We start from the raw sequence: 15,421 nt of genomic DNA, 5'->3' as shown, positions 1-15,421 counted from the left end.
ATCAGGCGGTGGTGCGCTTGCCGGTAATCATGTCGATAATGACCTTCCCCCTGTAAACAGTGCCAGTCTAAACTGAAGTTTCCGGTCTTTCTTCCATCTCACAGAGAGGCGCATTGTCATGAAAAAGACCCGTTATACCGAAGAACAGATTGCATTTGCCCTGAAACAGGCTGAAACCGGCACCCGCGTCGGGGAAGTCTGCAGAAAGATGGGAATTTCTGAGGCCACATTTTACATCTATGGACTACCTCCGTTTTGCAAGTTCTGAATCTGGTTTTGGGTTGTTGCTTACATCTATCCGGCATCAGGAAAATCTGTGCCCAAATGGGTAATCCGCACACAATCGCCTCAACAACTGGACGGCCTCTGAGGCCAGTATAAAAATCAGGTTCCGATTGTGCAGGTGCAACCTGTCATCATTTCTCAGTACGCTGCAACTTTTGCTGGCAGGGGATTAATTTCACACTACCTGATACCCGGTCTCATTTCTCAGCATCGACCAGATTATTCTCGCGTTTTTGTTAGCGACCGCCACGGTCGTTTTATTAAATCCGCGCCGTTCCTTTAACTGGTTAACCCACTGATTCATATGACCATCATTGTTATTCGTGGCAACCCTGACGACAGCGCGGGCACCATGAATAAAAAGTGTCCGCAGATGCTTGTCGCCTTTTTTTCGTCATATTCATCAGCACCTGCCTGTCGCCACTCGAATGCTGGCGTGGAACCAGACCCAGCCATGCAGCAAAGTGGCGACCATTCTTAAATTCAGTTCCTTTGCCAATAGCAGCAACAACGGCCGTGGCCGTTTTAGGACCAATGCCTTTAACTTTGGCGATACGCTGACAGGCTTCTGATTGCCTGAATACTGTTTCAATTTCCTTATCAAAAAAATGGATCCGACGCCCGAGATCGTTAAAGAGATCATAGAGTTCGGCAATTATTCTGCGCATACGGGAACTTAGACCCTTTTCTGCATCTTCAGGGATAAGAGGAATAGCACGGCGAGATCTGGAGACAGCACTGCCAATAGGGATCCCCCGGTCAAGTAACAGCCCCCTTATTTGACAGACTGTAGCAGTGCGGTGATTGACAATACGCTGCCTTGCCCGGTGTAAAGCCTGGATATCCTGCTGTTCGGGGCTTTTTGGCGGCACGAACTGCATTGTCGGTTGCATCAGAGCCACTGCGATGGCCTGTGCATCATTACCATCATTTTTTTGCCCGCGGACAAAGGGTTTTACATACTGAGGACTGATGACCTTTACTTTGTGCCCCAGTTTCTCAAACTCACGCTGCCAGTAAAATGCCCCGGTGGACGCTTCGATCCCAATCAGACATGCAGGAATATTTGCCAGCGTCTGGAGCAATTCTTTTCGGCCAGTGCGTTTCGTATAAACCGGTTTGCCGGCCTGGTTTAACCCGCAGAGCTGAAAAACATTTTTAGCCAGAGCAATACCCAGAAATACGATATTCATGGTGATTCTCCTGGTGAGCACATTTCGTACAGTTAACCGCAGCGGGAGGAGGTAGTCCATCCCATTAACTGGAAGAAAAAATTTGCCGGGCCGGGCGTGACGGAACTGCGGCGTCTGCGGCAACTGGAGGATGAGAATCAGCGGCTGAAGAAGCTGGTCGCTGAGCTGAGTCTGGACAAGGAGATGCTGCAGGAGGTACTGAAGCAAAAGTTCTGAGGCCGGCTCAGAAGCGCCAGGCGGTGACATTTTTGCGGGAGGCTTACCGTATCAGCGTCCGGCGGGGATGCGGGTTGCTGATGCAGAGCAGAACCGTTTACCACTGGCAGATCCGGCGTGACGATCGGGCGATAACCCTGTGTATCCGGGAAATAGCGGAAACCCGGATACGCTACGGTTGCCCGCGTATTCATATTCAGTTGCGCCGGGAAGGATGGCCTGTTAACCACAAGAAAACCCACCGGATTTATTGTCTTGAAGGCCTGAACCTGCGCAGAAAACGCCCCCGCAGACATATCAGAGCAGCACGCCGTCAGCATCGCCCGGTCCTGACGCATGTCGATCAGTGCCGGAGTATGGATTTTGTATCAGATAATCTGTTTAACGGGCGGCGTTTTCGGGCGCTGACTGTAGTGGATAATTTTAGTCGGGAATGCCTGCCGATCCATGCCGGAAAATCGTTAAAAGGCGAGGATGTGGTCAGAATAATGGAGGCACTGCGGGTGCCGGATAAGCGGCTGCCGGTACGTATCCAGACGGATAACGGTAACGAGTTTATCTCAAAAAGTCTGGATAAATGGGCGTATGAACACGGCGTCACAATGGATTTCTCGCGCCCCGGAAAGCCGACAGATAACCCGTTTATTGAATCATTTAACGGCAGTCTGCGGGATGAATACCTGAACATTCACTGGTTCCTGTCACTGGAAGATGCGCAGGAAAAACTCGACAACTGGCGCAGGGAATACAATCATGAGAGAACGCATTCATCATTAAATGACATGACCCCGGCTGAATTTATCCGAAGTCTCCGGAAAGACGAAGATCTCTGATTTAGCACTGTACTGAATTTGGGCCAGGGTCATTAAAATCACGCCTCATCTTCTTCCACAGGTTCAAGCGCGTCAAGTCCCCTCCAGAACGGTGAACAACTCTCCATTTGACCTGCAAGCCATTCAGAACCCGTCAAAGATAAAATCGAGAGCATTTTTGATGGTTTGCCTGTGGGAACGAACGTCCATCACCTCATCACCAATCTGCGAAAGCCTGATACTCGCCATTTCGTGAGTCATCACCAGATAGTCATTACCTTCCACATTCAGAGTGGGCGTGAGGCGCTTAACTGGGTTATTTACCAATCTGCTCACAGGAAACAATGGGATAACCATGCGAGTATGCAGTTCATCAATAATATCGCTTTGCACATCAAGTAAATAAGGATAAGCCTTGCTGTTTCCTTTATTGCGATAAACCATGTATTGCATGATTAAAACGTCCTGTAATCGTCCGATAAAAGGCCGTGCTCATCAGTAATACGATTGAGCTCCTGCAAACCCGCTCTATTTTCTGCTTTCCAGCGTTCAACGCCTGTGGCACTGATTTCCTCTTTCAGCGCGGCGGTAAGCACCGCTGACAGATTAATACCTGCATCACGGGCTTGCTGAAGCAATGCAGGTTCCAGCGTGACACTGACTGTTTTTTTATGTCGTACACTCATACCCGGCATAGAACCTCCTGAAATTACACGTGTAATAAACACATGCATCTAGTATGGGGAATATTTAAGCAAATGGCAATGAGAGGCGACTATCTCGGATAGCAACATCTTTGCCTGTCAGGTTTCCTTTAAACGGTTGGCAAAATCTACCATATCCGAATGACTCACCACACGACCAGCATCCACATCGGCAAGACCGGCCTGGATACTCTGATGACGCCGTTCTCTTTCTGCCAGCATACTGGTCAATGCTTCCTTAATAATCCAGCTCTTAGAACGATCTAACTCAATTGCCAGATTTTCAACAGCAGCGGCCAACTCAACTGGAATCTGGGCGCTGATGGTCTGTTTAGCGGAAGAAGCCATAGGGATTACCTCGTTTAATAATACTTAATAACTCCTATTAAGATTAGCATAGAGGTGCCTATAAAAACATCACATCTTATTTCACAGGCAACATCCCCGGATAATGTTTAGCAATGATATCATTCATCTTCTCTACCAGATCCAACCGTTTGAACGTAATGTGCCCGCTCCCCTTCTGAAAGTAACGAATAGTGAAAAGTTCGTCTTCGAAAACCTGCTGATGCGGATTGTCACGCACGAAGTCCATAAACCGGATGGAGACATCATGCCGGTTATCGGGAATAGTCTTCCCGTCAAGCAGGTACAGCATCCGCTCCAGATCGGCGAGCTGGTCACGCCGCCAGCCCCAGTTCAGGCTGAAGCCCCATTTGTCGTACTTCACCAGGCTATTAACGATAATCCGCTTACCGAAGTAGCAGGGATTATTGGTTTTATAGTCCCAGCTTAGTCCTTTGAACACATTGATAATGCCGCGTTCAAAAACGTCCTGCTTATTGTGGTGCAACTGCTCAAAGGTACTCAGGATGTTGGCTTCGCTAATAGCCGGGAGATCCCCCTCCTCCAGATCCTTTGCCCACTGGCTGCGGGCTTCAGCGTCCATCAAAGTCAGCATCCCCGATTTCAGCATCAGGTCACGCCAGATACCGCGATCGATATTGCGGGCGATTACCGGCAAGGATTTATCCACCGACTGCATCAACCAGCAGTCAAAAGCCCGCCCTTGCCGCATCGCCCAGTGCTCCGCCGTGTTGCCGCCAATACTGGATGTCAGGCGGGAAATCTCATTAAGCTGGTGGATGACGGCTTCAATCTGTTGCAGCGCAGCATTCCGCCCGGTGACGATCCGTTCAATATTTGTCGAGCAGATAAGTTCGTTATGGTTAGTTAACACTTCAGCTTCTGTTTGCATAATTTTTCGTCCGTATAAAAGCAAACACGCCTGCCGGGAATGGCAGGCGCATTATGCAGGGAGTTAACAGGGAAGAAAGATCGGGAATGTAATATGGGAAGGCTGCTCGCAAGATTCAGTGTGCCGCGAGATAGCGTTGACGTCGCAACAGACCCGTAGCCTGTCGCGCCCGCAGAATGTCTACAGCCCGAAGATAGGGTGATTGTTCCTGCCAGCTAAATCCCTTGCGATCGATACGAACCAGCTCGTATTTCTCTACAATAAAGTTCACGGCATTAGCCAGCGTGATACCGGCGTCAATGTGTTCCTGAATCACCTTCTCTACGCTAAACGGCGTGTCACTGAGTTCGAGGCCATAATGTTTAGCCAGTAAATGGGTCAGCAGTTTTTGCCAGATTTCGACAGGCGATAGTTGTGACGGGGTCGCCCGGTGTGGGTGGTTGTATTGGGTTTGCATAATGAAATTCCGTTGGTAAACAGATAGCGAGGGAGGATGCCGGTCAGCTTTTAACGATGGTTGGGTAAAGCGAAAGATAAACGTAGCCGAACGATCCGCACGTATCGGCTTCACAGGTTATGCCCCGGAGTTCAGTCGTAAAGCGTCTGGCCTCTCGCGGGTTGAGTGCGCCAGTGCGTAAAGCGGCCTCCATGTGTTTAATAAACATTGGAAATACGACGTCCAGCGTCTGTAGTTGCGCCGGGGTAAATTCACCATAAATACCCGCCCGGTCAGCCAGATAGTGCAGGTGATTACCTTCCTGAACTAACCGAGCGCCAAATGACGGGAAGACATCGTTCCGTAGTCCCCATACTGGCGTGGATTGTGTTTCATTTGTGTCCATTTTGGATTTTCCGTAAATATGATTAATTCAGGGTCACACAGCGCAGGAGTGCATACGGGCCATGCCGATCCTGACGGCGTTCGGCAAATACAGCCAGCACGCCGCTGATATCGGGTACGTGACGACCTGCGTAATGGCAAACACTGCCGGTCCAGCGGTAATGACCGGTGCAGTAAGAGGCCAGCCGTGAGCCGGGTGTCTGCCGGTAAAGCGTCATCGCCTGGCGCTTGCTGATGATTTTCACAGCCAGCCCCGTTCGGCAAAGGACAGGATATCCCGGTGGCCGACCACGAAGTGGTCGAGAACGCGGATATCGACCAGGTCCAGCGTGTTCACCAGCCGTGTGGTAATTAGTCGATCGGCCTGACTGGGTTCGGCATCCCCGGACGGGTGATTATGAGCCAGCACCACTGCCGCAGCGTTATGGCGCATGGCAGCGCGCAGGACTTCCCGTGGATGAACTTCCGTATGGCGGACACCACCGGTGAACAGCGTCTCATGCGCCAGTAACTGGTGTTGATTATTCAGAAACAGCACCATAAATACCTCCCGCTCCAGCGGCGAAAGTTGCAGACGCAGCCAGTCGCGAACGGATGCTGCGGAAGTAAAAATCACGCCAGGCTGGCGCAGGTGTTTATCCAGCAGATTCACGGCCCTTCTGATAGTGCGCTGTGCATACGGCGTTAAGGCGGGTGGCGCATCGGGCGCGGATGCCGGTATCAGTGGTATTGCAGTATTCATTTGTCCTCCTCTTCAGCTCAGCGCCTGCTGCATTTGTTCAGCCAGCACCCACAGCGCGCGGTTGAGTTTGATATCGCCGTCGATACCTTTAATAGCGCGGGTGTGACTGCGTTTACCCTGTGCCGATCGGCCATTCAGCCCACCTTTCATCAGGTTCTCCTGCACCCGCTGGAAAGTGGTCCACAAGTCATCCTTCTTGTCCTCCCAGCGGCGGGCGCTCAGCACCTGCGCCTCGGTAACGGGATGATGATCTTCGCCGTAGCGCCAGGTCAGCGCGGCGCGGGCGTAGGCGCTCTGGTTCTCCGGCGAAAGCGTGACGGCCTGCATCGCTTCTTTTCCCTGCTCGATGCGATCAAATACGCCGAGCACTTCATATGCCCCCTCAATCACCTGCCCGACGACATCGCCTTTATGCGGAACGCGGATGTCGCCAAAAGACTGGCTGCACACCAGACCATTGCTACATACCTGACGGTACATCCCCGGCATCATGCGGTAGCTGCTGGTGCCATCGTGACTGTTAAGCAACACGATTTCCTGCACCTCCTTTTGCGTGATTTGCCCAGCGCGACGCAGGCGCAGCATGTGTTTTGTGTACTCGCGGCGATCCGGGTCGCGCACGCGGGCCTGACAGGCAAAAAACGGCTCGAAGCCCTCGCGTTGCAGGCTTTCCAGCACTGTGATGGTCGGGATATACGTATAACGCGCACTGCGCGAGGTGTGCTTGTCGTCGCCAAAGACGCCCGGAACGACGCGCATCAGTTCGTCGAGGGTAAGTGGGCGATCGCGGCGGATGGAGGTTGCCGCACCGTAAAGCGTGGATAATCGGGTCATGATAAATACTCCTGAAGGTATAAAGATAAAAAAGCCCCTGTGCTAGTAGCGACAGGGGCCGGGGAAGCGTGATAACAGAAGGGGTTAGTGCTGATTTTTTTGTTTCGTTTTCGACCAGGAAGGCCGGTTGCCGCCGGAGAATGATTTCTGTGCTGACCAGTAACCAATAGGGAACTGCTTCACCAGCGACCCGTTGATAAGAATATCGACCGATGAATACTGGCCGTGGCTGATACTGCCCTCCTGGATGTAGGCATCGGCGCTACAGGTGCCGGTGTCGTACCGGTGCCACGACGCTGAACTCCGGTCAGCGACATAAAAGTCACCAAAAGCGCAGCCGGTAGCCGAACGACGGTTCAGCACCGCAACGTACCATTTTGAATTTCCCACAATCGCACAGGCGCTGTTCTGTCCGCCACAGGCCTGCCAGAGCGTCGTGCCGTTATTGCTGAACGTCCAGATGGTGTTGGCTGGCGGCGCATCCGGTGATGCAGGCGCGGAAGCGGGTGCAGTGGCAACCGGCGCAGTACCTGTTTCACCGGGGCCGGTTTTTATCTCACCGTCCGTCAGGATACTGGCCTCTTCGTTATCAGGCTTACCCACCCAGACCCCTTTACCATCGAAATAGTACCCCAGTAACCGATGACTATCAGGTTGATACAGAAAGTTGAAATAGTGATAGCCGCAGTTACCTGCTTCGCACACCATACTCTTCAGCCAGGTCTTGCCCCCAATCTGTACGGGTGACAACGGATCTTCCGGCCCGGCCAGCTTGCCCGAGGGACCAATCAGGTTTGCCATTCCCGCAGCGCTTAAATTGCTTTCAATATCGTGGGCATAAACCGGATCGGATTTATAAAGGTCGGTTGGATATGGGCAACTGTCGTCCGTGCAGTTCAGTGCATCTACGGCGGTTTTTGCCGCACCCGCAGCCCATGCCCCGGCGCTTGCCGCCATCAGCGATGCGACCAATAACCCTTGTGTGATTCTGTTTTTCATCTTCACTTTGTTTATTTCCTTTAATAAAAACGGGGCCGTAAAAGGCCCCGGACAACGCAGACAATTATCTTTCACCGCGATCGCGCAGGATCTTGCGGGCAAGCCGCCTTTCAATCTCCCCCACCCTGCGGCTATCGGCGATCTGCTCCAGTTGCGAGCTGCTTTTCCCTTCCAGTTGATCGTGCGTTTCTTTCATATCCCTGACGGTGTTCAGCCCCTCTTTTGCCGCGCTGAGCGCGAGCCGACCCGCTGTATCCCAGAATCCCATGACATCGCTCCCTGAATCAGTAACCGTTATTTTTTCCCCACTCACAGCCGCAGTCGCGGCACATCCAGCCGTCGCCCCACGGAATGATATCGTCCGATGAACCGCAGTCCGGGCAGCGACGCCCGGCATGACAGAGGCGAAGCGTAATTTTCTGGATTTTCATGATGTACTCCTTTTCGTTCAGATAAACCGGCAGTGAACTCCATCCGGTGGTGTTGTGCTGAATCATCAGCATTTATTCGTCGGCACCGTTCGGGAACGGGCCGGATTTAAAGGTGGCGAGCAGATCCCGGATAAACCGGTAATGCGGTAAGGCATTAATAAAGTTGGGATGACGGGTAAGACGGCTGATGGTTTCATTACGTGTATAAGTGTCCGCCAGCACCGCCACATTCTGGATCTCGGCCAGTGGGAACACGGCAATGTCATTCCATAACTCGCCCGTCAGATACCAGTTGCGATCAAGACAGATAAGACGGTAAGGCGCGAGGCACTCGCAGCGCTGCCCTTTCGCCAGCAGGGAGATACGGTTGCGTCGGTTAATCGCGGTGACGAGATGGCTGAAAATCCCGGTAAATGAACCCGCAGTCAGTGCCACCGGGGGCCAGATGCAGCAGGGGCTATGTTCAGTTTCATCCAGCAGCGCACCTGCCAGACGAAGATCCAGCCCCGGAAACAGCGCTTCCATATCGCTTTGCCGGGCAAGTGTCAGTCCGCTTCTTTCGCGTTGACCTGCACTGTCGGCAGTCACCAGGCGGCAATGACCGTCGTTATATTCCAGATCCAATCCGGTCAGGCGTTCGCGGAGATCCCGGCGCAGGGTACGAACGGAAACACCAAACTCTTCTGCAAGGTGGCGCATATTGAGATTCTCCCCGGCAAACAGACGGCGAATGATTTGCGTCAGCCTGTCGGCAAGCCGCTCATGACGGCGTTCAGTCTGAGGCATAAAAGGCTCCGTTTTAATGCCATGAAAAATATGTGGTTATGATAAAGAGGGGCGCGGACAGGGTATGGACACGGCGAAAAATATTTTTCCCGGTGGCCCGATCCCCGTCACTACGGGTGCTGGTGGACAAAACTGATGGTTTTTACATCATTTTCTGGCGAGCCAGGCGGACAGGGTATGTCCACATGACGCCGGAGAGTGATGGGGCAGCACTCCGGCAAGCCGTGATGAACCAGAGTGAAAGCATGAAAATAAAGCCCGGCCCTGTCGCGGGAAGCGACAGGGCTACAGCAGGAAAATCGAGGTTAAACCGTACAACGCGGAATGATGCCTGGGGCAAGAGCCAGAAAATATTTAATCATTGAATGTCAGCAGACAGTCATGGCAGAGATACTCATCAAGCACCTCACCATCCAGGCTCCCGCCAGTCATTGCGCCCAGCGCAGCGCCACTTCCCATCCCGACCAGAAAACCGATCACGCCTCCGGCGATCGTTCCAATGCCGGGAATAATGGAGCCTGCCGCTGCGCCGATCGTGGCACCCTCCGCACCGGCAACGCCGCCTGCGATGGCACCAAACCCGCCACCGACTTTTCGGCCAATATTTCGCTTCTGCGTATTGACTGAACCACAATGTGGACAAATCATTTTTATCTCCTTGGACAGCTAAAAGAAAACCCGCCGGAAGGTGATTCGCGGCGGGTTATTGAGTGTTGTCATGGAGATAATATCTGTCTGAAAATATTTAAATTACAGCATTCCGTCATATGATCCCTTTATACTTCATGTAAGCATCATTGATGATATGTTCGAGCTCTTCATTTATTTTCTTATTATGCCTCCCAGATAAAATGTCAAGTTGCCTTTTTGCACTGGCACTAATATAAGTATTTAGCACTTTTTTGCCCTTCACAGAATTACGATATTTATTCTGACTTCTGGCTTTTTTCATCTTTATGATAAAGAGCTTTAGTTCTGACTCATTCATCTTTCTTGTTGAAAAATAAATATCGTACTTGTGATATACCCTCAACTGATCCGATATGCGGGCATTATTAATTTTATCGATATGAAGGACGATATCTTCTCCGTAAACTTTATCTATGTACTTAATAGCCCAAAAATAATCATCTTTATATTTTGCAGAATAAGTCTTCTCCGGGAATGAGAGAGGGTTTTCGGCCATATCCTGGATTAATTCCCACGATCTTTTCGCCTCCATAATTTCGCTTTGAACACATTCACGATCTATATAAAAACTCATTTCATCCAGCGCAAGTAGAAAGGCCGTTTTGTCTACGCAACCTTTTTCACAGTCAAATACATCAGTAGAAAAACAAAACGATGAAATTGTTGGTGTAGAATACATTAGTTTGTATCTCCGCATTACCGTATGTAATACCAACATCATTTCTCTCTGCCCTTTACACCAGGACAATAAATTTTCATTTATCAGATATTTTAATGCTATTTCCCTAAGCCCAGTTACATATTTTTCAATGTTTTCACCATCGCATTTGCATTTCATTACACTGGAAAACGCATCTTTAAACTCATTCCCCCCATGAAAATAAACGCTTATTTTATTTTTTATATCCTCCCACTCACACCCAAATATTTGGTTGCCTGTAACATCACTAAACACAGATTCGCCTTTATTATATTTAATCACATTGAATAGCGCGTTATCTAATCTGATGTTTGGCTTTTTTCCATCTCCGGACTTATTCATATCATCTCCAAAAACAATCAATTTTATCTATTCAGATAGTACATTTTTAATTGATTCTACGTAGAGATTTACGTCGCATTTTACGTAGAAAAATACGTAGATTATTTTGTGTCTTTTTCTTGTTTTTTACATTGCGACATGGGGCTCAACAGTCTCCTTATCACTTGTCATTTCACAAAACAAGGAACATCAGGTTATCTTTGGAAAGGAAAAAAATGAATGATTTTCTCCTGAATCAGGAAACATAACTTCGGAGTAAAAATTGACGATAAAATGGCGGGCAAAGCCAGAGCGGGAAAGGTTTTCTGGCTTATGAATATTGTCTGTTTAGTAATATATGTCTTCTGTCCCTATCTGATATATCTACTCCGTTATAACCGACGGATGATCACCTCATCATGGATACCTGAAGAGATTCGATTACTATGACAGGGTTATGCTAAAAAAATACAAATACACCTCTCTGGTATGTACTACCAACATACCCGTGAGGATATTGAAATGAACCAACGTTATAACCTTGATAACAGACATGCTCCTTTCAACAAACGTTATCTGGAAAGAATGTGGATGGTGTTGAATAATGCTATCAACCAACATTCAAGAACTCTGGCTGTAATAGCGATACTCAGATTACCTGAGTATCGGGATATTGGCGACAGTATCAGTAGCATCCCAGACCATAATGGAGATATTATGTCCAGATTTATTGAATCACTGAGAGAAAAGATAACCGCCTATCAAAAACGTAAAGCCAAACAGAATATTCGAGTTCATTATAGTGAGTTACGCTATGCCTGGGTCAGGGAATATGAGTCAGGTAAAAAGCCACACTATCATATCGTTTTATTATTCAATCACGACACATTCAATACGCTGGGACACTATCGAAATGAATCTGACAATCTGGGGACGCTTATTGCGGATGCATGGCTGAGCGCGTTATCTCTTTCTGCATTCTCTGAATATCGAACACTGGTCCACTTTCCTGATAATCCATTGTATTACCTGCATGCTCATTCAACTGACTTTGTTGACATCTACAATAGCCTAACGTTTCGCCTGAGCTATTTTGCTAAAGAACGTTCGAAAATCTACAGCCGTGATAATCATTCTTTTGGATGCAGTCAGCGCTGATAACAGCATTATTATTTTTTACGTAAACACCGGTTGTTATGGACGGAGCAAGGCAGCGATGAAAACGCCTCTCCTGATTATCATACTCAATCGGGAATTTAACCATGACAACATTACCTTCCGAAGTAAACGATGAATTAGTCGATATGAAATTTATTACTAAATATTCAAAAATAACGGACAAATGGTTTTACAAGCTGATTAAAGATGGCGAGTTTCCAAAACCTATAAAGCTGGGTCGCAGTTCCCGCTGGTTACGCAGTGAGGTGGAAACCTGGTTCCAGAAGCGCATTGATGAATCACGTCAGTAGCGTTTTCCATTTCCTGCACATTGTTCCCTGAACCTCGCCGGACAAACTACCTGCTGCGGCTGTCTGCTTTACAAGGTATCTATCGATGAAAGAAACCACGGCCCGTCATGATGTACTGCTCACCACCTATCAGCGTTGGTTGAGCGATCTGACCAGTATCGCTATCAAAAATGGCATGTGCCACCCGAACGTCCAGTCCAGCCACGGTCTTACACTCTCAGCACTGTATTTCCCGGAGGCTGGAGCCGTCACTGCGGTGGTGCCGCAAAGCCTGTACCGGATGATTTATGGCAAAACGCGGCCAGACCCACTGAGCATTCAGCGTGATTTTCTAATCAGCCTCGACATCAACACGGAACTGTTGTTCACCCATGCCGGGCTGGAAGGGGTTTTATTGAGTGAATGCGTCAGGCTGAAACAAAACCACCTTGCCAGCAAACTGCGCCATCTTCTGACGCGGGTCAGGTCGCGTGAGCTTCGCCAGAAGCTTATCTGGTTGTGCTGGTACGATTTGATGATGGGGGCTCCGGTAGACGACTGGCTGGATATGCTGGCGCTGGCGGACGATGTACAAATTACCACCTGGCTGATACACCGGCAGGAGGAGAATACGGTGCTGACGGCGCTGATGGATGAGTACGTCGTGTTTATGCACTACTGATCCCTGTGGCTCACCAAGACCATTCCTCTCGTGAGCACCTGAACCATTCCGCAAATAATTCTCTGCACTATCTGATTTCAACCTGACCCTGGCACACCGGCTCTCCGGCACTCTGCGATGGCCGCTGCTTGCCTGCTAACTAACAAGGAAAAAATAATGAACAACGTACTGCTCAACCACTACCAGACCTGTCTGGATGATTATACTCGCCCGGCTGTTCTCCATGGTCAGTGCCAGCAAGGTATTAACCGCTGGCATAAGCTGGCGATGGTGCCCTGCACACTTCCCGGTGGTGAGCTTGCCGGGCTGGTGATCCCTGAACGCCTCCAGCACGTTCTCAGTCTCCCGACAACAGCACCAATGGCAGCGGTGCAGGACATCAACACAGGCCTGATGTCGTTACTGCTGCCGGGTGTGCTGCTTAGCGAATGCGAGCGGCTGGGGATGCGTCGTCTCAGCAATAAGCTACAGTCATTGTTTCAACAATTCAAAGGGCCAGGAATCAGAGAAAGGTTAACACTGTTATGCTGGGCTGAACTGGCAACTGACATCGATCACAACGAATGGAAGGAGTTACACCGGTTATCCTCGGAATCCCTGATAGCATGGACAGATCAGAAGCTACAGATATTCTGGGCATTGCAGCCGCAGATAGAAGACTACGTCGCTTTGAATAACTAATGAAAGGGCGTCACGCCAATGAGTGACGCCTACTAACACTGCCGTTGTTTTAACATGGACCTGTATATGTGATTTCCATTTACAATAAAATAACTTCGGATTTTTTACTTTCCATGGCGTATTTGCCACTCAATTTCGGCATCATCATCACCGTTATACATCGCATCCAGCAATTGTGCGTCAGTAAGTGGATGATCGCCTAATTCATTGACGATACTTATTGAATCGCATTGAATATACTCACAAAAATCTTTTACAGTAAGCTCCCTTGCTGTCAGTGATCCGAAGTTTCGAAGGGTTTGTGTGGCGTCTGATTCACTCAGATTGTGCATTGCGGCAATGATGCGGGCTACCTCTGCCAGGAACAAGTCAGTATGTTGACTTGAGAGAGCCAGCAGATTATCTGCCGATACATTTTTCAATACTACACATGCTTGTTCTGGAGTCATTTTATGTCTCTTTCGTTAAGGTCATCGATCGTCAATGTGACGCGTATCTCTTGCGTGATCTATTTATTGAGTCGATGGAATACTTCCCAGCGATCCAATAGGTTTTTTCGGTTAATTGATTGGCGAGTGGTGGCAATCGGTTTGCCATGGTATTGCCTTAAATCTGGATCTTCTATCAGAGCCTCCATCTGCACATAAGTGATCAGTGTCGTTGGATCAATGGCAATAAGTCCGTCGTCGAATAGACTGTGAATATCCCGGCGCATTAGCAATCCGTTTGTGAAGTGATCGGCTCCTGCTAGCTGGTGTTCTACAAGATGAGCAGCTTCAGTTCGTTGTCGCAAAGTTGCGCCAGTAATGACGCAACATCCATAACAGTTATGACGGACCGATTCAGAAAATGTCGCCTGATCCGGTCTGGTGATCACACTGGTTGCATTTCCTTCGCGTTTTGTCGTTGTAGCGAATTTTGGTACGCTGGATTCTATAGAGGCTATAGTTTCCGTTGAAACGATCCTTGAACCGCTTTCCTGCTGATGTACGCTATGCCCTAAAAAAGACTCGACTAGCGTCAGAGGGGAAGATGGGAGGGAATTTTTTTTAGCGATAAATGCACGAAATTCTGCCGCTTTTCCACCTGGGATGTAACGGCGCACAAGCTCTGATAGAGGAGCATCTTGGTCTGGTATCTTACTATTTGGTAGGGCAGTGCGTTCAGTCAGATGCCTAGAGTTTGTCAGCATTGTATTAATAAATGCATTACGCTGTTGATGAAGGGCAATCTTTGAGTCGCTTACCTTTCGCTGGGTAATATATTGAATATGCCTTGCCAGCGCAGTATCAGGAATTGAATAAGAGTCAAGTTCGGCGATATCTAGCACGCCAAATGCCATCAATCGTTTCTCCCGGGTATTGCACCTTGCCAAAACCCGCATAGTGCTGGTACGACGTTGTCGGGCCTCTTCTGCGTATTGACTTATTCTGACTATATGATTTGCCAGTTCAAAACCACTATTTTGGTAACTGACAACGACATCTAATATTCCAAATGCTGTGAACCGTTGCTTGCGGTCCCCACAGTTGTTTAACGCAGCCCGCCGGGCAATGTACGGTTTACTACACTTTACCGATGCGACGATATCTGTTGGGCTGTATTTATCTTGTAAACAAGATTGGACAATGTTCAATATGGAATGAGAATAGGGGCCGCCGAAGACACCTACATCACGCAAAATCTCTTTTGTTGTTTCATTTAGTGAACGAAATATGGTGCTGAATGACTTTCCCATCAATCAATACTCTGGCTGCTCAAAAAAGCCACATAAGACAGATTATACATTGTGATGCTG

At 49.1% G+C, this 15,421-nt stretch carries 21 protein-coding genes and 3 pseudogenes; 6 read left to right on the top strand and 18 right to left on the bottom strand.

The features are described from left to right. Positions 1-118 precede the first annotated feature (118 nt). A pseudogene (locus tag ABVN36_RS01330) lies at positions 119-235 on the top strand (transposase); the annotation flags it as partial. A gap of 225 nt (positions 236-460) precedes the next feature. Here the strand turns inward: ABVN36_RS01330 and ABVN36_RS01325 are convergent. Next, positions 461-1,478: pseudogene (locus ABVN36_RS01325) on the bottom strand (IS110 family transposase). 66 nt (positions 1,479-1,544) lie between these two features. Between ABVN36_RS01325 and ABVN36_RS01320 the strand changes: the two are divergent. Further along, positions 1,545-2,527, top strand: a pseudogene (locus tag ABVN36_RS01320) (IS3 family transposase); the annotation flags it as partial. Positions 2,528-2,650: 123 nt separating this feature from the next. Here the strand turns inward: ABVN36_RS01320 and ABVN36_RS01315 are convergent. The 15 genes from ABVN36_RS01315 to ABVN36_RS01245 all read right to left on the bottom strand — a co-directional run bounded on the left by ABVN36_RS01315 (position 2,651) and on the right by ABVN36_RS01245 (position 10,833). Next, entirely contained in the window at positions 2,651-2,959 is a 309-nt protein-coding gene (locus ABVN36_RS01315; protein WP_001199743.1) for a CcdB family protein, read from the bottom strand. Positions 2,960-2,961: 2 nt separating this feature from the next. Further along, a complete protein-coding gene (locus ABVN36_RS01310) occupies positions 2,962-3,201 on the bottom strand; it encodes a type II toxin-antitoxin system CcdA family antitoxin (protein WP_001118105.1) in 240 nt (79 codons plus the stop codon). 108 nt (positions 3,202-3,309) lie between these two features. Then, positions 3,310-3,558, bottom strand: coding sequence for a CopG family ribbon-helix-helix protein (locus ABVN36_RS01305; protein WP_000168385.1), 249 nt, complete (start codon positions 3,556-3,558; stop codon positions 3,310-3,312). 76 nt (positions 3,559-3,634) lie between these two features. Next, complete coding sequence (locus ABVN36_RS01300) at positions 3,635-4,468, bottom strand: DUF4942 domain-containing protein (protein WP_023138496.1); 834 nt, start codon at positions 4,466-4,468, stop codon at positions 3,635-3,637. 115 nt (positions 4,469-4,583) lie between these two features. Then, positions 4,584-4,925, bottom strand: coding sequence for a TA system toxin CbtA family protein (locus ABVN36_RS01295; protein WP_023138495.1), 342 nt, complete (start codon positions 4,923-4,925; stop codon positions 4,584-4,586). Between the two features lie 43 nt (positions 4,926-4,968). Further along, positions 4,969-5,310, bottom strand: a complete 342-nt coding sequence (locus ABVN36_RS01290; protein ID WP_023138494.1) for a type IV toxin-antitoxin system YeeU family antitoxin — start codon at positions 5,308-5,310, stop codon at positions 4,969-4,971. Positions 5,311-5,332: 22 nt separating this feature from the next. Then, a complete protein-coding gene (locus ABVN36_RS01285; RefSeq protein WP_023138493.1) occupies positions 5,333-5,554 on the bottom strand; it encodes a DUF987 family protein in 222 nt (73 codons plus the stop codon). Then, on the bottom strand, positions 5,551-6,051 hold the full coding sequence (gene radC, locus ABVN36_RS01280) for a DNA repair protein RadC (protein ID WP_023138492.1): 501 nt from the start codon (positions 6,049-6,051) through the stop codon (positions 5,551-5,553). Before radC ends, ABVN36_RS01285 begins: the two co-directional genes overlap by 4 nt. 12 nt (positions 6,052-6,063) lie before the next feature. After that, positions 6,064-6,885 (bottom strand): DUF932 domain-containing protein, encoded by an 822-nt coding sequence (locus ABVN36_RS01275; RefSeq protein ID WP_023138491.1) that lies wholly within the window; start codon positions 6,883-6,885, stop codon positions 6,064-6,066. 84 nt (positions 6,886-6,969) lie between these two features. Beyond that, positions 6,970-7,884: a hypothetical protein gene (locus tag ABVN36_RS01270; protein WP_023138490.1), complete on the bottom strand. Its 915-nt coding sequence runs from the start codon at positions 7,882-7,884 to the stop codon at positions 6,970-6,972. A gap of 64 nt (positions 7,885-7,948) precedes the next feature. Next, positions 7,949-8,152, bottom strand: a complete 204-nt coding sequence (locus ABVN36_RS01265; protein ID WP_023137300.1) for a hypothetical protein — start codon at positions 8,150-8,152, stop codon at positions 7,949-7,951. Positions 8,153-8,168: 16 nt separating this feature from the next. Beyond that, the gene (locus tag ABVN36_RS01260; RefSeq protein ID WP_000928654.1) at positions 8,169-8,387 is read right to left on the bottom strand and encodes a hypothetical protein; all 219 of its coding nucleotides are present in this window, start codon (positions 8,385-8,387) and stop codon (positions 8,169-8,171) included. Further along, positions 8,388-9,101 (bottom strand): YafY family protein, encoded by a 714-nt coding sequence (locus ABVN36_RS01255; protein WP_023138489.1) that lies wholly within the window; start codon positions 9,099-9,101, stop codon positions 8,388-8,390. It lies immediately after the preceding gene. 354 nt (positions 9,102-9,455) lie between these two features. Beyond that, positions 9,456-9,749 carry a hypothetical protein gene (locus ABVN36_RS01250; protein ID WP_023138487.1) on the bottom strand — a complete coding sequence of 98 codons (294 nt, stop codon included), beginning with the start codon at positions 9,747-9,749 and terminating at the stop codon, positions 9,456-9,458. A 115-nt stretch (positions 9,750-9,864) separates the two neighbouring features. Then, a complete protein-coding gene (locus ABVN36_RS01245; protein WP_023138486.1) occupies positions 9,865-10,833 on the bottom strand; it encodes a hypothetical protein in 969 nt (322 codons plus the stop codon). A 501-nt stretch (positions 10,834-11,334) separates the two neighbouring features. Between ABVN36_RS01245 and ABVN36_RS01240 the strand changes: the two genes are divergently transcribed. The 4 genes from ABVN36_RS01240 (at position 11,335) to ABVN36_RS01225 (ending at position 13,623) form a co-directional block, all read left to right on the top strand. Further along, positions 11,335-11,970 (top strand): inovirus Gp2 family protein, encoded by a 636-nt coding sequence (locus ABVN36_RS01240; protein ID WP_033903615.1) that lies wholly within the window; start codon positions 11,335-11,337, stop codon positions 11,968-11,970. 104 nt (positions 11,971-12,074) lie between these two features. Continuing rightward, entirely contained in the window at positions 12,075-12,281 is a 207-nt protein-coding gene (locus ABVN36_RS01235; RefSeq protein ID WP_023138484.1) for an AlpA family transcriptional regulator, read from the top strand. Between the two features lie 85 nt (positions 12,282-12,366). After that, positions 12,367-12,942, top strand: a complete 576-nt coding sequence (locus tag ABVN36_RS01230) for a hypothetical protein (RefSeq protein ID WP_023138483.1) — start codon at positions 12,367-12,369, stop codon at positions 12,940-12,942. 156 nt (positions 12,943-13,098) lie between these two features. Next, positions 13,099-13,623 carry a hypothetical protein gene (locus ABVN36_RS01225; RefSeq protein ID WP_023138482.1) on the top strand — a complete coding sequence of 175 codons (525 nt, stop codon included), beginning with the start codon at positions 13,099-13,101 and terminating at the stop codon, positions 13,621-13,623. A gap of 104 nt (positions 13,624-13,727) precedes the next feature. Here ABVN36_RS01225 and ABVN36_RS01220 read toward each other — a convergent pair whose 3' ends face one another. Continuing rightward, entirely contained in the window at positions 13,728-14,072 is a 345-nt protein-coding gene (locus ABVN36_RS01220) for a hypothetical protein (RefSeq protein WP_023138481.1), read from the bottom strand. Between the two features lie 59 nt (positions 14,073-14,131). Beyond that, a complete protein-coding gene (locus tag ABVN36_RS01215) occupies positions 14,132-15,361 on the bottom strand; it encodes an HNH endonuclease signature motif containing protein (RefSeq protein ID WP_077908620.1) in 1,230 nt (409 codons plus the stop codon). Positions 15,362-15,421 lie beyond the last annotated feature (60 nt).

Source organism: Salmonella sp. SJTUF15581, from assembly GCF_043356775.1.
Lineage (GTDB): Bacteria > Pseudomonadota > Gammaproteobacteria > Enterobacterales > Enterobacteriaceae > Salmonella > Salmonella enterica.
Note: the sequence above shows the minus strand (reverse complement) of the source record. Positions and strands in the feature narration are given on the sequence as shown.

Bases quoted from the DNA above. Each gene is read 5' to 3' on its own strand.
- radC (WP_023138492.1), bottom strand. From the start codon at position 6,051: ATGAATACTGCAATACCACTGATACCGGCATCCGCGCCCGATGCGCCA.
- ABVN36_RS01235 (WP_023138484.1), top strand. From the start codon at position 12,075: ATGACAACATTACCTTCCGAAGTAAACGATGAATTAGTCGATATGAAA.
- ABVN36_RS01275 (WP_023138491.1), bottom strand. From the start codon at position 6,885: ATGACCCGATTATCCACGCTTTACGGTGCGGCAACCTCCATCCGCCGC.
- ABVN36_RS01225 (WP_023138482.1), top strand. From the start codon at position 13,099: ATGAACAACGTACTGCTCAACCACTACCAGACCTGTCTGGATGATTAT.
- ABVN36_RS01315 (WP_001199743.1), bottom strand. From the start codon at position 2,959: ATGCAATACATGGTTTATCGCAATAAAGGAAACAGCAAGGCTTATCCT.
- ABVN36_RS01300 (WP_023138496.1), bottom strand. From the start codon at position 4,468: ATGCAAACAGAAGCTGAAGTGTTAACTAACCATAACGAACTTATCTGC.
- ABVN36_RS01215 (WP_077908620.1), bottom strand. From the start codon at position 15,361: ATGGGAAAGTCATTCAGCACCATATTTCGTTCACTAAATGAAACAACA.
- ABVN36_RS01270 (WP_023138490.1), bottom strand. From the start codon at position 7,884: ATGAAAAACAGAATCACACAAGGGTTATTGGTCGCATCGCTGATGGCG.
- ABVN36_RS01250 (WP_023138487.1), bottom strand. From the start codon at position 9,749: ATGATTTGTCCACATTGTGGTTCAGTCAATACGCAGAAGCGAAATATT.
- ABVN36_RS01240 (WP_033903615.1), top strand. From the start codon at position 11,335: ATGAACCAACGTTATAACCTTGATAACAGACATGCTCCTTTCAACAAA.
- ABVN36_RS01245 (WP_023138486.1), bottom strand. From the start codon at position 10,833: ATGAATAAGTCCGGAGATGGAAAAAAGCCAAACATCAGATTAGATAAC.
- ABVN36_RS01295 (WP_023138495.1), bottom strand. From the start codon at position 4,925: ATGCAAACCCAATACAACCACCCACACCGGGCGACCCCGTCACAACTA.
- ABVN36_RS01290 (WP_023138494.1), bottom strand. From the start codon at position 5,310: ATGGACACAAATGAAACACAATCCACGCCAGTATGGGGACTACGGAAC.
- ABVN36_RS01260 (WP_000928654.1), bottom strand. From the start codon at position 8,387: ATGCTGATGATTCAGCACAACACCACCGGATGGAGTTCACTGCCGGTT.
- ABVN36_RS01230 (WP_023138483.1), top strand. From the start codon at position 12,367: ATGAAAGAAACCACGGCCCGTCATGATGTACTGCTCACCACCTATCAG.
- ABVN36_RS01310 (WP_001118105.1), bottom strand. From the start codon at position 3,201: ATGCCGGGTATGAGTGTACGACATAAAAAAACAGTCAGTGTCACGCTG.
- ABVN36_RS01255 (WP_023138489.1), bottom strand. From the start codon at position 9,101: ATGCCTCAGACTGAACGCCGTCATGAGCGGCTTGCCGACAGGCTGACG.
- ABVN36_RS01265 (WP_023137300.1), bottom strand. From the start codon at position 8,152: ATGGGATTCTGGGATACAGCGGGTCGGCTCGCGCTCAGCGCGGCAAAA.
- ABVN36_RS01305 (WP_000168385.1), bottom strand. From the start codon at position 3,558: ATGGCTTCTTCCGCTAAACAGACCATCAGCGCCCAGATTCCAGTTGAG.
- ABVN36_RS01220 (WP_023138481.1), bottom strand. From the start codon at position 14,072: ATGACTCCAGAACAAGCATGTGTAGTATTGAAAAATGTATCGGCAGAT.